At 58.7% G+C, this 13070-nt stretch carries 15 protein-coding genes; 9 read left to right on the top strand and 6 right to left on the bottom strand.

The genetic code is table 11. From position 1 onward, the window contains the following. Positions 1-35 precede the first annotated feature (35 nt). The 5 genes from AC1ROR_RS21985 to AC1ROR_RS21965 all read left to right on the top strand — a co-directional run bounded on the left by AC1ROR_RS21985 (position 36) and on the right by AC1ROR_RS21965 (position 3722). Positions 36-524, top strand: a complete 489-nt coding sequence (locus AC1ROR_RS21985; protein ID WP_498590742.1) for a MaoC family dehydratase — start codon at positions 36-38, stop codon at positions 522-524. Between the two features lie 36 nt (positions 525-560). Further along, positions 561-1283, top strand: coding sequence for a transporter substrate-binding domain-containing protein (locus AC1ROR_RS21980; protein WP_498590741.1), 723 nt, complete (start codon positions 561-563; stop codon positions 1281-1283). Between the two features lie 28 nt (positions 1284-1311). Then, a complete protein-coding gene (locus AC1ROR_RS21975; RefSeq protein WP_498590740.1) occupies positions 1312-2367 on the top strand; it encodes a DUF2332 domain-containing protein in 1056 nt (351 codons plus the stop codon). A 91-nt stretch (positions 2368-2458) separates the two neighbouring features. Continuing rightward, positions 2459-2971, top strand: coding sequence for a hypothetical protein (locus AC1ROR_RS21970; RefSeq protein ID WP_498590739.1), 513 nt, complete (start codon positions 2459-2461; stop codon positions 2969-2971). A 10-nt stretch (positions 2972-2981) separates the two neighbouring features. Beyond that, complete coding sequence (locus AC1ROR_RS21965) at positions 2982-3722, top strand: M48 family metalloprotease (RefSeq protein ID WP_237681205.1); 741 nt, start codon at positions 2982-2984, stop codon at positions 3720-3722. A gap of 78 nt (positions 3723-3800) precedes the next feature. Here AC1ROR_RS21965 and AC1ROR_RS21960 read toward each other — a convergent pair whose 3' ends face one another. Genes AC1ROR_RS21960 through AC1ROR_RS21940 form a run of 5 tightly spaced genes read right to left on the bottom strand, consistent with a single transcriptional unit; the run spans position 3801 to position 9296 of the window. Continuing rightward, positions 3801-4355, bottom strand: a complete 555-nt coding sequence (locus AC1ROR_RS21960) for a sarcosine oxidase subunit gamma (protein ID WP_498590738.1) — start codon at positions 4353-4355, stop codon at positions 3801-3803. After that, complete coding sequence (locus AC1ROR_RS21955; RefSeq protein ID WP_498590737.1) at positions 4348-7308, bottom strand: sarcosine oxidase subunit alpha; 2961 nt, start codon at positions 7306-7308, stop codon at positions 4348-4350. Before AC1ROR_RS21955 ends, AC1ROR_RS21960 begins: the two co-directional genes overlap by 8 nt. Next, a complete protein-coding gene (locus AC1ROR_RS21950) occupies positions 7305-7619 on the bottom strand; it encodes a sarcosine oxidase subunit delta (protein WP_080838963.1) in 315 nt (104 codons plus the stop codon). The genes AC1ROR_RS21955 and AC1ROR_RS21950 overlap by 4 nt, the downstream gene beginning before the upstream one ends. Before the next feature lie 13 nt (positions 7620-7632). Next, complete coding sequence (locus AC1ROR_RS21945) at positions 7633-8043, bottom strand: hypothetical protein (RefSeq protein ID WP_498590736.1); 411 nt, start codon at positions 8041-8043, stop codon at positions 7633-7635. Then, the gene (locus tag AC1ROR_RS21940) at positions 8043-9296 is read right to left on the bottom strand and encodes a sarcosine oxidase subunit beta family protein (RefSeq protein ID WP_035223720.1); all 1254 of its coding nucleotides are present in this window, start codon (positions 9294-9296) and stop codon (positions 8043-8045) included. The genes AC1ROR_RS21945 and AC1ROR_RS21940 overlap by 1 nt, the downstream gene beginning before the upstream one ends. A gap of 319 nt (positions 9297-9615) precedes the next feature. On the opposite strand from AC1ROR_RS21940, the gene rpsU reads away from it, so the two are divergent. Both rpsU and AC1ROR_RS21930 read left to right on the top strand, forming a co-directional pair. Next, a complete protein-coding gene (gene rpsU, locus AC1ROR_RS21935) occupies positions 9616-9843 on the top strand; it encodes a 30S ribosomal protein S21 (protein WP_080838961.1) in 228 nt (75 codons plus the stop codon). A 135-nt stretch (positions 9844-9978) separates the two neighbouring features. Continuing rightward, the gene (locus AC1ROR_RS21930) at positions 9979-10875 is read left to right on the top strand and encodes a tetratricopeptide repeat protein (RefSeq protein WP_035223723.1); all 897 of its coding nucleotides are present in this window, start codon (positions 9979-9981) and stop codon (positions 10873-10875) included. 72 nt (positions 10876-10947) lie between these two features. Here the strand turns inward: AC1ROR_RS21930 and AC1ROR_RS21925 are convergent, their stop codons facing one another. After that, complete coding sequence (locus AC1ROR_RS21925) at positions 10948-11214, bottom strand: DUF6074 family protein (RefSeq protein ID WP_498590735.1); 267 nt, start codon at positions 11212-11214, stop codon at positions 10948-10950. Positions 11215-11534: 320 nt separating this feature from the next. On the opposite strand from AC1ROR_RS21925, the gene AC1ROR_RS21920 reads away from it, so the two are divergent. Both AC1ROR_RS21920 and AC1ROR_RS21915 read left to right on the top strand, forming a co-directional pair. Further along, a complete protein-coding gene (locus AC1ROR_RS21920; RefSeq protein ID WP_035223727.1) occupies positions 11535-11813 on the top strand; it encodes an exopolysaccharide production repressor protein in 279 nt (92 codons plus the stop codon). 110 nt (positions 11814-11923) lie between these two features. Next, positions 11924-12916 carry a glycosyltransferase family 2 protein gene (locus AC1ROR_RS21915; RefSeq protein ID WP_035223730.1) on the top strand — a complete coding sequence of 331 codons (993 nt, stop codon included), beginning with the start codon at positions 11924-11926 and terminating at the stop codon, positions 12914-12916. Positions 12917-13070 lie beyond the last annotated feature (154 nt).

Genomic DNA, 13070 nt, shown 5'->3' with positions numbered 1-13070 from the left:
TTATAAGTGCCGCGAGACAACCCAGAAGAGGTAACATGGCAAAGGACATAGCGCTGGCGGAAATGAAAAATTTCGTCGGTACGGAAATGGGCGTTTCCGACTGGATCACCGTCGACCAGTCGATGATAAACGCCTTCGCAAAAGCAACGCTGGACGAGCAGTTCATCCATACGGACCCCGAACGCGCCAAGGCGGAAAGCCCTTTCGGCGGCACCATCGCGCATGGGTTCCTGACGCTCTCGCTGCTTTCGGCGCTGAATTACGATGCCCTGCCCCGCATTCGCGAAACGACCATGGGCATCAATTACGGCTTTGAAGCCGTCCGCTTCGTCGCGCCGGTCAAAAGCGGCGCGCGGGTGCGTGGACGTTTCATTTTGGCCGAGGCGCGGTTTCGTGGCGCCGCCATGCTGGTGACGACCTATGATGTGACGGTGGAGATCGAAAACGAGCAGAAACCGGCGCTCACCGCCCGCTGGACCACCATCACCCAGTTCAACCCCGAGGACAGGCCACAGGACGTCTGAGGGGGAAATGCATCGCGGCTTGAGATCGGAGTGTCTGTGAGATTCGCCTATTTGATAGAACCTCCGTTCAACTACAGGAACGAAACCGGTGATGTCACCGGTTGCGATGTGGAATTGGCGCGAGTCATTCTGGCCATGATCGGCATTCACGACATTGAATTCATCGAAGCCGAATTCTCGCAATTATTGCCTGGCCTGAACGAGAACCTCTGGGACATGACCACGGGCCTCTTCAATACGGCTGAACGCAGAAGGATCGTTGCATTCAGCCATCCGATCTGGGCATTGCCCGACGGCCTGCTGGTGATGAAGGGCAACCCCAGAAATCTGGACGGATACGCCTCGGCAGCGAGTGATCCGGAATGTACGCTCGTCGCGATCCGTGATCAAATCCAGCATCGCGTAATTGTGGAAGCGGGCATGCCCGATGACCGCATCCTCATCTGCGAGACCTACGAAGAAGCCGCTCAAGCCGTCCTCGATGGGCGCGCCGACGCCTATGCGAGCGTGGCCATGGCGCATCTCGGCTTTCTACAGCAAAATCCCCAGCTGGATCTCGAAATTGTCGCCGTATCACCAGAAGAAAGACCGGCAGCCTCAGGCGCATTTGCTTTCCGCCAATCAGACCGGAAGCTCCAGAGCGCGGTCGATGCGGCGCTGCGTAGTTATATTGGATCGGACGAGCATCACACACTGATGCGAAACTTCGGTTTCGATGATCAAGCCATCGCCGATGGTAAGGCCGATAGAGCCAGTTAACGCCAGATTGCGCAAAGGAGACGGCCCCATGCATGACGAAGCCGTAAGGAATGCGTTTCTCGTGCAGGCAAGGGCCTGCGACAGCCTTGGTTCGCCCTTTACCGCACGGCTTTGCCGCGCGGTGGCGGCGCGACTGGACCGCCAGACGGAGGTTGGCGAGAAGATTTTATCCTGGCCCGGCGATGTCGGCCCCTCGGGCGATTCCGTACCCCTTCGGCTGGCAGGTGCCCTGCATGCACTTGTTCTTGAGGATAAGATCGTACCGCTTGTCGATATCGCACCCGAAAACGAGGATGCCCTCTGGCGGGCTTGTGCAGATGCGCTGCGTTTCCATTCGGCCTTCATCCTCGAAAGACTGAAATCACCACCGCAGACCAACGAAGTCCGTCGTTCCGCCGTTCTGCTGCCAGCCTTCCTCTCCATAGCAGCACTTACGGGCAAGCCGCTGGCCCTTTCCGAGGTCGGCGCAAGCGCCGGGCTCAACCTGCAATTCGACCGTTACCAGTATCGCCTTGGTGATCTTGCCTGGGGTCGGCAATCCGCAGTGTTCATGTCACCCGAATGGCGCGGAAATACCCCGCCCGATACGCAGATCAAGGTCATCGAGCGGGCCGGCTGCGATCTCAACCCCCTCGACCCGTCATCCGCCGAGGATCGCTCGCGGCTGATATCCTATCTCTGGGCCGACCAGACCGACAGGCTGGAGAGGACGGCAGCGGCCCTTCGCATTGCAGAGGAGAACGGCCTGCATGTTGAAAAAGCCGACGCAATCGACTGGCTGAAACGCCGCCTTGCCACGGACCATCCGGGCGCTACCCATGTCGTCTATCATTCGGTTGCCTGGCAATATTTCCCAGAGATTTTGAAACAGGCCGGCGAGGCAGTGATTGCCGAAGCCGGCGCCCGCGCAACCCCGGATGCGCCGCTTGCCCGCCTGCAGATGGAAGCGGATGCGACACCGGGAAGCGCCGCTATTACCCTGCAAATCTGGCCGACCGGCGAGAAACAGGAAATCGGCCGTGCCGATTTCCATGGACGCTGGGTGGAATGGCGGGGGTGGGAAGCGGAAAAGCAGAGATTTTAAACGAAGTGCCCGCCAAAAATCCAACTAGTACTTGTAAAAGAAATACAACCGTGCTCCTCTTCATAAGACCTTATCTAGAGGGGGATTTTAATTGCGTATCAAAGCCCCGAAACTCATAAATATACTTGCACTTTTCACCTTGGCTGCAGATCCGGCAGCTGCGCAGCAGCAAATGGGGTCACAGGCCGCCATGAATGCCTGCGCAACCATTGCCACCCTGCTTCAAATGGGGGGACCGCAACTACAGTCCGCATTTGGACAGCAGGCATTATTTGCTATTTTTCAACAGACAGGCGGAACAGGTCGTTATCCTCCGCTGGTTCAACTTGGACCTGTTCATAACGTTATGATCGGCGGGGAAAATGTACTGCCGCTGGGTAGTTTTTTGACTTGCAGGACCGTTCACCAGAATGGATATGCGGATTGGCAACTCGCATTTTCTCAAATGACGCAGCGGTTTGAGAATTTTCAGTTTAATTCGGTGCCTGGCGGAATCGCGAACCCCACTCCCCCTACCCCAAACCCAAACCCAAACCCCAATCCGGTCCCCAAGCCACCCCCAGATAACCAGGCATGCCAAAAATTTCCCGAACTTTGCCCCTGAGGTGAACGCCATGATTACAAGACGCGGCCTTCTTGTCGGATGTGGCGCCAGCCTCGCATTGCCTGGTAGATGCTGGTGTCAAACCTATAGCGGCTGCACGCTGACGGCCGCAGAGATTGCATCCGAAACGAACAACCAGACGATGGAATTCTCATATGTTGATGGCCAGTCCCCGGTCTCCACTTCCGGGGACAAGGACTTCGATTATGCACTGGCCCAGACCTTGAACTATCTGAGTAACCTGTTTGATGTCCTCCCCGGCTTCACCTATCTCGATGATGCGAAGGGAAAGAATGCCTATGCCAGCCCGGCCAACTATATGGGCCGCTCGGACGGCACGGTTCTTTTCGGCCTGCGTTTTCTCCAGGAATTTCTGAACCAGCCAGCCTATCCGGCCGCCTATATAGCAGCGGTTTGCGCCCATGAATTCGGCCATATAGCACAATATAAATATGGGATAGATGATAGGCTGGGCGGACAACCGACGGTCAAAAGAATAGAGCTGCATGCGGACTATCTCGCAGGATATTTCGCAGGCCGCCGCAAGCTCGATAACGAAAATTTCCCTGCGGCGACGATCGCCCTGGCGCAATTCAGTGTCGGAGATCATGCGGTTGATCATCCGGGACATCACGGCACACCGGATGAGCGCGGTAATGCCGTAAAAGCGGGTTTTCTAGCCAGTTATCATCAACGCCTGGCATTCAAGGACGCGCTGGAGGCCGGCGTCGGCTATGTGCAGACTCTCTAGGCCCAGAACATCTTTACTGACCGAGAAAGCTATTCGAGGCCGATACAGGGCCTTTCATTTCTGGGGCGGCATGGAAATTCAGGTGAATATGTCCTGCGCCGCCTCCTGCAACAGGCCGCCGACATATTCGGCGAAAGAGCGCCAGCATTCCACGCGAAACGTATCGTCAGCCGTGCGCAGCAGCACAACTTCAGCCTTGCCGAAAACCGTGCGCGAGCAGGCGCCAACGGGGAATTTTTCGAGCGACAGGTCCTGCGGGCAACCGGCATTGAGTGCTGCTTCCGCACCCGGACCGGAAACGATGACGGCCGTGTTGCGATGGGAAATGTCGGTTGCTGAAAACAGGCCGGAGACGTCGGCAAGCGCCGCCATCAGGTCACTTTCGCCCTGATCGATCACCAGCCATTCATCCGGGCCGATCCAAAGAGCGGAGCGCAGGCCCGATGTCGCAGAGCTTTTCGGGCTGGTGGGCAAAGCGAGGCCAAGCGCCTCTGAGAGGGCCGGCAGGGCAGCTTCCCGGGCGCGCAACGACAATCGCGAGGCGGCGGCTGCCGGCTTCAGCGAGACGAAGGGTGAGCCGCCATGGAAATCCTCCAGCACGGATTTGCGTTTTGCGTGAAGCGTATCAGCCATTGAGACGGGCTCCTTCCTTGTCGAGGAAGACCATGTCGGTCACTTCGACGGCAATGGTTTTATCGGCAAGCGGGATATAAAGGGTTTCACCCATGCGCGCCCTTCCATCCGCCACCAGCGCGAATGCAACGGAGTGGCCGAGATTTTCCGACCAATAGGCCGACGTGACATGGCCGAGCATGGTCATGGGTTTTGGCTGGTTCGGATCGACGACGATCTGGCCGCCCTCTTCGGGAACGGTCAACCGGTCCTTTGTCTTCAGTCCCACAAGCTGCTTGCGGCCGGAGCGCATCAGATCCGGGCGCCTCAGACCGCGGATGCCGACGAAATCCGTCTTCTTTTTCGAAACCGCCCAGGCGAGCCCGGCATCATCAGGCGTCACCGTGCCATCGGTATCCTGACCGACGATGATGTAGCCCTTTTCCGCACGCAATATGTGCATGGTCTCGGTGCCATAAAGGCAACCGCCCACGGCTTCGGCCCTTTCGCGGATCGCGGTCCAGACGGCCGCGCCGTAATCGGCGGGAACATTGATTTCGAAACCCAGTTCGCCGGTGAAGGACACGCGGAAGAGGCGCGTCGGCACGCCGCAGAAGGTGCCTTCGGCCACGGCCATATGCGGGAAGGCTTCCGGGGAAAGGTCAATGCCCTCGACGAAGGGCGCAATCACCTCACGCGCCTTCGGACCCTGCACCGCAATCACCGCCCATTGTTCGGTGGCCGATGTCAGCCAGACGTTGAGCTCGGGGAATTCGGTCTGGAGATAATCCTCCATATGCTGCAACACGCGCGGCGCGCCGCCCGTCGTCGTCGTCACATGGAAACGATCCTCGGCGAGACGCCCGACAACGCCGTCATCATAAACGAAACCATCCTCGCGGGTCATGATACCGTAACGGCAGCGGCCGGGTTTCAGCGTATCCCAGGCATTGGTGTAGATGAGGTTCAGGAACTTCGCCGCATCCGGCCCGACAACCTCGATCTTGCCGAGTGTCGAGGCATCGAACACGCCCACACTTTCACGCACCGTTTTGCATTCGCGGTTGATGGCCTCGTGCATGTCTTCGCCCGGACGCGGGAAGAACCATGCACGCTTCCAGTTGCCGACATCCTCGAAGACCGCACCGGCAGCCAGCTCTTCCTCATGCATTGGCGTCTTGCGGGCCGGATCGAACAGCGCGCCGCGTGAATGGTTGATGAGCGTGCCGAAGGTGACCGGCGTATAGGGCTGGCGGAAGGTGGTGAGACCGACCTTCGGCAGATCCCGCCCAAGCGCTTCAGAGGCGATGGCAAGACCGTGCATGTTGGACATCTTGCCCTGATCGGACGCCATGCCATTGGTGGTGAAGCGCTTGATGTGTTCGACGGAATGCATGCCCTCGCGCACGGCAAGGCGAATATCCTTGGCGCAGACATCGTGCTGGAAATCGATGAAGGCCTTGACCCCCGTGCCCTCGCCCGCCCCTTCGGCAGCACCGATCATGCCGCCGGTCCAGGCCCGCGCATTCTCGCCGGAAAATTCCACGGCGCCACCGCCAGCAGCTGCAGCCTCGGCAATCAATGCGGTGAGGTCGTCCGTGCCGTTACAGGCGCCGACGGACACACAGTTCTGCACATGGATATCCGGCAGGAAGCGCTGGTTAGCCGCGTCAAACTTCAGCTTGCCGCGCGATTGCGAGAAGAGATGCACCGAAGGCGTCCAACCGGCCGAAACGATGAGCGCATCGATGGCGATCTTGCGCTTGTTCGAGCCGCCATTGCGGCCAACGGTCATGGAAGAAACGCGCAGGCGTCCCGCCGTGTCGTAAACACTATGGCCGGCCAGCACTTCAATGCCCAGCGCCCGCGCCTCGTCCAGCAGCCGTGCATCAGGGTTCTCGCGGCAATCAACGATGGCGGCGATCTTCACACCCGCTTTTTTCAGATCGAACGCCGTTTCATAAGCGGAATCATGGGCGGTATAGACGCCGACATTATTGCCGACGGTCACGCCATAATGATTGAGATAGATACGGGCAGCCGAGGCCAGCATGATGCCGGGACGGTCATTATTGGCAAAGACCATATGACGCTCGATCGCACCTGCCGCCAGGACGACCTTCCCGGCTCGAACCTGCCACAGTCTCTCGCGCGGCTGGTGTTTGGCCGGCGTGGCGAGGTGATCGGTCACGCGCTCCGCGAGCGCCACGAAATTATGATTGTAATAACCGAAGGCCGTCGTGCGGGTCAGAACACGCACATTGGGCAGGGATTTCAGCTCGGCCAGAACCTTCTGCGCCCACTCATAGCCGGGCAGGCCGTCTATGACCGTGCCGGTATCGAAACGCAGTGCACCGCCAACTTCGGCATTCTCATCAACCAGAATGACGCTGGCGCCGGTTTTTGCCGCTGCGAGAGCCGCCGTCAGCCCGGCAACACCGCCACCGGTCACCAGCACGTCGCAATGGGCGTATCGACCGGAATAGTGGTCCGCATCCGGCTCGGACGGCGCCTTGCCGAGACCGGCAGCGCGGCGGATGATCGGTTCATAGATTTTATGCCAGGCGGCCTTCGGCCACATGAAGGTCTTGTAGTAGAAGCCGGCCGCAAACATCGGCGACAGGAAATCGTTGATCGCACTGATATCGAAGGACAGCGACGGAAAGCGGTTCTGTGAGGCGATGATCGCGCCGTCGAACACATCCTGCACCGTGGCGCGGACATTCGGTTGCTTGCGCATGCTGTCACGCGAGACGTCGATCAGCGCATTCGGCTCTTCCGGACCTGCGGAGAGAAAGCCGCGCGGCCGGTGATATTTGAACGAACGACCGATCAGATGCACACCGTTTGCCAGCAGTGCGGATGCGACCGTGTCGCCTTCCAGCGCCTGATAGATCTTGCCGTCGAAGGTGAAACGCGCGGTTCTGGCGGGTGTCAGGCGGCCAGCGCCCTTGATGCGATAAGCGCCGCTCATTGCGCCTCTCCCTTCTCTCCGGAAAGAACCGTCTCGGCATCCGGCTTCGGTTCGCCTGCCTTGTAGGTCATCAGAAATTTATCGCTGACCGAATCGCGGGCCGCGTTGAAGAACCGGCCGCAGCCGTGAATGTGACGCCAGCGCTCGAAAACGAGACCCTTGTCGTTGTCGCGAATGAAGAAATATTCGGCGAAGGCCTCGTCGGAAATATCGGCGATGTTTTCCGGCCTGGCGATGTGGGCTTCACCCGCCCAGCGGAATTCGAGTTCGGAACGGTCTTCCCGGCAATAGGGGCAATGGATCAGAAGCATCGTCGCTCCACCTTCAAAGAGAATTTTCCGGAAGGACGCTTCCGGCGGGTTGGTCACACAGCCGCTTTCCCATCGCAACAAAGGGGGAAAGCCGCTTCAAGAGCTGCTCGAAATTATCGAATGGTTTCAGCGCCGAGGCCCGACCCATATTGATGATGGCAACCGCCATCATGTCGGTGTCGATCGCGAAGGGTTCGTCCTGTTCGCCATTTTCCTTCTCGCCGACGAAATAGACGAGCTTCTCCATCAGGCTCGGCGCGCAGAGAAGCAGGCCTTTTTCCGCCACGAAGGGCCAGTCGCGTTCACCCTGCATCCTGCGGATTTGCTGGCTGCGAAAATCTCCCGCCTCCGGAACGAAGCTGCCCACCGGCACCATTGCCGACGCACCGGACATATTGGCCGCAACCAAAGCCGCCGCCAGCATCAATGCGCCACCGCGGCGGCGGCGGCCTCATCGATCAGACGTCCGGTACGGAACCGGTCGAGCGTCAGTCCGGCCGCCAGACGATGCGGCTCGCCGCGGGCAATCAGATGCGCAAACAGATTGGCCGACCCAGGCGTCGCCTTGAAACCACCCGTTCCCCAGCCGCAATTGACGAAGAGATTGGGCACCGGCGTCACGCTCTGGATGGCGGAACGATCGGGCGTGTTGTCGGTGATGCCGCCCCATTGCCGCATCATCTTGACGCGACGGAAGATTGGGAACAGCTCGCAGATGGCGTCGAGCGTATGGGTGATGATCTGGAGGCCGCCGGTCTGGGAGTAGGAATTATACTGGTCAGTGCCCGCGCCGATGACCAGCTCGCCCTTGTCGGATTGCGAAATATAGGCGTGGACCGTGTTGGACATCACCACACAGGGGAAGATCGGCTTCAGCGGTTCCGACACCAGCGCCTGCAGCGGGTTGGAATGCAGGGGCACGCGCACATCCGCCATCTTCATCACGATGGAGGAGTGACCGGCGGCGGAAACGCCGATCTTCTTCGCGCCGATGAAACCGCGATTGGTTTCAACACCCGTCACCGCACCGTCCGGCCCGCGCCTGATGGCCGTGACCTCGCAATTCTGGATGATGTGCACGCCGCGATCGGAAGCCGCGCGCGCATATCCCCAGGCGACCGCATCATGGCGCGCGGTGCCGCCGCGGCGCTGGAGGGCGGCACCATTGATTGGATAACGGGCATTGCCGGAAATATCGAGCGGCGGGCAATATGCTTTTGCCTGTTCCGGCGTCAGCCACTCATTGTCGATGCCATAAAGGCGGTTGGCGTTGATATGTCGCTTAAAGGACTGCTGGTCGTGAATATTGTGCGACAGCATCATCACGCCGCGCGCCGAATACATGACGTTGTAATTGAGATCCTGGCTCAGGCCTTCCCACAGTTTCAGGGAATGCTCGTAAATATCCATGCTCTCTTCATAGAGATAATTGGAGCGGATGATGGTGGTGTTGCGGCCGGTATTGCCGCCGCCGAGCCAGCCTTTTTCCAGCACCGCGACATTGGTGATGCCGTGTTCCTTGGCAAGATAATAAGCAGCCCCAAGACCATGGCCGCCGCCGCCGATGATGATGACGTCATAGTCCTTGCGCGGCTCGGGCGACGCCCATTGCGCATCCCACCCTTTATGGCCCCGCAACGCCTCGCGCGCCACGGCAAAAACGGAATATTTGCGCATTCGCTGTCTGCTCCTCAAGAACCGGCCAGAAGCCGGACATCATGGCGCCGGCACGTATAATACACATGGCAAATCGGGGCCGGAGGCAATATCCCTTTTGCGACGCGGCGATGGTTTTGTTTTGACATGAAGGCAAGAAAGGCGGACCGGTCGCATTTTAGCGGTTGTTTGCGGGTTATCGGCTGGACTTGCCGTAAATGATCTGATAATGCACGTCACCAATCGCACGGCCAAAACGGCCTAGCGAACGACTTTGTGTTTGCGCGCGAATGCCTTTATTCGCGCAGCAAGATAACCAAACAAAAGGAACGGGATTCACGTGCAGGTACTAGTCCGCGACAATAACGTTGATCAGGCGCTTCGCGCTCTCAAGAAAAAGATGCAGCGCGAAGGCATTTTCCGCGAAATGAAGATGCGCGATTATTACGAAAAGCCTTCCCAGAAGCGCGCTCGCGAAAAGGCTGAAGCCGTTCGCCGCGTTCGCAAGCTGGCACGCAAGCGTGCGCAGCGCGAAGGTCTGATTGCGGCCCCGCGCGCAGGCCGTTAATAGGCCGTCTTTTGGACGTTTTTGAATGCTTGTTGGGCGGGGGCGATCAATTCGCCGCCGCTCTTTGTGTTTGTGGCCGGAGACCGATCGTGGGACAACGATTATGAGACCGGCCGGCGAGGGAACCCACACCGAATGACCGCTGTTGATGCCTGTGTTGTAAACAACTCCGATGCCTCCACGCGCCGGGTACCGCTGAGAAACAACAAGCGGCTTCATCTTTCCCTTGTCGTCTGCACCGTTCTCGCCGGACTTTCCGGTTGCGCGACGTCCAACCAGACCGATGATGTCTTCAGGATCGACCGCGCCCAGGGCTCGCAGGAAAACATCGCCTCGCTCACCTCGGTCATCAACGCCAATCCGCAGGATCCCGAAGGCTACAATGTCCGCGGTTCGGCTTACGGTCGCGCAGGTGATTCCCGCCGCGCCATCGAGGATTTCAACAAGGCGCTGCAGCTCAACCCGCGCTTCTACCAGGCTTATGCCAACCGCGCGCTGGTCTACCGCAACTCTGGTCAGCAGCAGCAGGCCCTGCAGGACTACAATGCGGCCCTGCAGATCAATCCGAGCTATGATGTGGCCCTGATCGGCCGCGGCAATCTTTACCGCCAGTCCGGACGCGTGAACGAGGCTTTCAACGACTTCTCCCGCGCTATCGAGCTTGAGACCACCGACGGACGCGCATGGCACAATCGCGGCCTGATCTACCAGCTGCGCAACCAGCACGCCCAGGCAATCGAGGACTTCTCAAAGGCCATTTCGCTGTCCTCCACCTCGCCAGAGCCCTATAATGGCCGTGGCCTTTCCTATGTCGCGCTGAACGACGACGAAAACGCCTTCGCCGATTTCAACCACGCCATTTCGCTCGACGGTAACGTCGCGGAATCCTGGGCCAACCAGGCGCTGGTCTATGAACGGCGCGGCGAGATGGCCAAGGCCGCCAAGTCCTATGGGCATGCGGCACGGCTCGATCCGAAATATAAGCCCGCTCTTGACGGTGTTGCCCGCACACGCGGCGCCAGCGCCTCCTGATTAAAACAGGCAGAAACAAAAAAGCCGGCGGTGCAACACTCGCCGGCTTTTTTTATGAAAAACGCTGAGGCCTCAGTGGCTGTCGCGGCGCGCCTCGGGGGTAACATCGCCTGCCCATAATTCCGCCTGCACCGCGTTTTGAAACTCCATGACCTCGCGCCGCATGGCGGCGTCCTCATAACCAAGGCCCATCAGATAAGCGGCCAGTTCACGGCATTCCCTGCGCCAGAAATCATTCGCCTCCACACCATGCAGCTGGTCGAGCATGGTTGCACACCGTTTTACGTCGGCAATACGGTTCTTTGCCGGAAAGGCGATTACTTCTGAACTCGTCGTCACGCGGGCACCCTGCTCGTCTGAGGAATCAATACCGACTTTTTTAAAGGCGAGATGGTTAACGAAGTCTGCAGAGCGCGCGAGAAGGCTGGTTTTACGGTGAGCGGAGGACCTGGCCCGTGTTTTTAGACCGATATGATACGGGCAAAACGCCGATTACCAAGGAATTTACCAATCAAGATTACCGAAATTTCATGCCATGGCAGATAGAAGAAGTATATGTGTGTTGAAACAACACCGGTCTCATCGTATATTTCTTGCAAAGAAAAAAAATGCCGCAGCGCAGCCAAAAATGGAGAAATCGTTCTCGGGAGGAGAGCACCATGTATGCACCTCGTGTTTTTTTCAGCATGATCGGTGCATTGCTCATCTTTGCGGTTGCCACATATTTCATTCACGGGTCGCTCTATACGGCATTTATCCAGACCCTTATCTGCGCCGTCATTCTGCAAGTGGGTTATTTTATTGCAATTCTGGTTCTCGTTGCCCGGGAGAAGCGCCGGATGCGCGAGACGTTCTCGCGTGATCGCAGCGCCGAGAATGTAACGGCGGACGCCGCAAATAACGCCCCGCCGCATGGCGCAAAACTGACCGATATGTGACATTTCACGCACAGTGATTTATTGCGATGCAAAAAAATCACTTGCATCCACACCCCTGACACTTTCTGCTGGCCAAATTCTGACGGTTCGTCACAGCAGAAGGACATTCCATGGTGAGCGGTTCACAGCCCATTTGCGTCATCATCGCTGCAAAAAATGCATCCGAGACGATAGACATCGCCATCCGCTCCGCCCTTGTGGAACCGGAAGTCGCGGAGGTCGTGGTGATCGACGATGGCTCGACGGACGCGACGAGCGAGGTGGCACATGCGGCGGACGACGGCACCGGCCGCTTGAGAGTTGTGCGGTTCGAGATCAATCGTGGCCCTTCGGCCGCGCGCAATCACGCCATCTCCATTTCATCCGCGCCGCTGATCAGCATTCTCGATGCGGACGATTTCTTTTTCAGAGGCCGTTTCGCCGCCATGCTGGCCGATGACGACTGGGACCTCGTCGCGGACAATATCGCCTTCATCCAGCAATCTGTTCCAGGCGCATCATCCATGCAGCCTGCCCGCTTTGAGCCGCAAGCCCGCTTTCTGTCACTCACAGAGTTCGTGGAAGGAAACATTTCCAGACCCGGCGTGGAGCGCGGGGAAACCGGCTTCCTGAAGCCGGTGATACGCCGCGCCTTTCTCGACAAACACGCGCTGCGTTATGACGAGGCCCTGCGGCTTGGCGAAGACTACGAGCTTTACGTGCGCGCCCTTGCCGCCGGCGCCCGCTACAAGGTCATCCGCCATTGCGGTTATGGCGCGATCGTTCGTGGCAATTCGCTGAGCGGGCGTCACAGCACCGAAGATCTTCGCCGATTATATGAGGCGGACAGGGCGATACTCGCCGGCTGCAAGCTTTCAGCAAGCGAGACGGCGATCCTGCGCGAACACGAGAAACATGTGCGCGCCAAATTCGAGCTTCGCCACTTTCTCGATGCGAAAAAGCAAAAGGGAATGGGAGGCGCACTGAGCCACGCACTGACACGCCTGCCGGCCCTGCCCGCCATCACGCACGGCCTCTGGACCGATAAGACAGCCCGTTTCCGCAAACCGGTGCAGCCGGTGCGGGACGTGCGCTACCTTCTCGACGGCACGCCGGTTTCGTGAGGGAAAAGGCGCGGGATTAGGGGAGACAACTTTGCCCAAAACTCCGCCGTCATCCTCGGGCCTGTCCCGAAGATCCAACCACCTATCGTAAAATCAAACGGTTGCAGATGCTCGGGACAAGCCCGAGCATGACGGCAGAGAGATTAGAGGATAA

It is taken from the genome of Agrobacterium sp. GW821-FHT14E08 (assembly GCF_058803865.1).
This window is presented reverse-complemented; position numbering and strand designations above follow the sequence as displayed.

Coding starts and splice junctions, on each gene's coding strand:
- AC1ROR_RS21985 (WP_498590742.1), top strand. CDS start 36: ATGGCAAAGGACATAGCGCTGGCGGAAATGAAAAATTTCGTCGGTACG.
- AC1ROR_RS21975 (WP_498590740.1), top strand. CDS start 1,312: ATGCATGACGAAGCCGTAAGGAATGCGTTTCTCGTGCAGGCAAGGGCC.
- AC1ROR_RS21965 (WP_237681205.1), top strand. CDS start 2,982: ATGATTACAAGACGCGGCCTTCTTGTCGGATGTGGCGCCAGCCTCGCA.
- AC1ROR_RS21960 (WP_498590738.1), bottom strand. CDS start 4,355: ATGGCTGATACGCTTCACGCAAAACGCAAATCCGTGCTGGAGGATTTC.
- AC1ROR_RS21955 (WP_498590737.1), bottom strand. CDS start 7,308: ATGAGCGGCGCTTATCGCATCAAGGGCGCTGGCCGCCTGACACCCGCC.
- AC1ROR_RS21950 (WP_080838963.1), bottom strand. CDS start 7,619: ATGCTTCTGATCCATTGCCCCTATTGCCGGGAAGACCGTTCCGAACTC.
- AC1ROR_RS21945 (WP_498590736.1), bottom strand. CDS start 8,043: ATGCTGGCGGCGGCTTTGGTTGCGGCCAATATGTCCGGTGCGTCGGCA.
- AC1ROR_RS21940 (WP_035223720.1), bottom strand. CDS start 9,296: ATGCGCAAATATTCCGTTTTTGCCGTGGCGCGCGAGGCGTTGCGGGGC.
- AC1ROR_RS21930 (WP_035223723.1), top strand. CDS start 9,979: ATGACCGCTGTTGATGCCTGTGTTGTAAACAACTCCGATGCCTCCACG.
- AC1ROR_RS21920 (WP_035223727.1), top strand. CDS start 11,535: ATGTATGCACCTCGTGTTTTTTTCAGCATGATCGGTGCATTGCTCATC.
- AC1ROR_RS21915 (WP_035223730.1), top strand. CDS start 11,924: ATGGTGAGCGGTTCACAGCCCATTTGCGTCATCATCGCTGCAAAAAAT.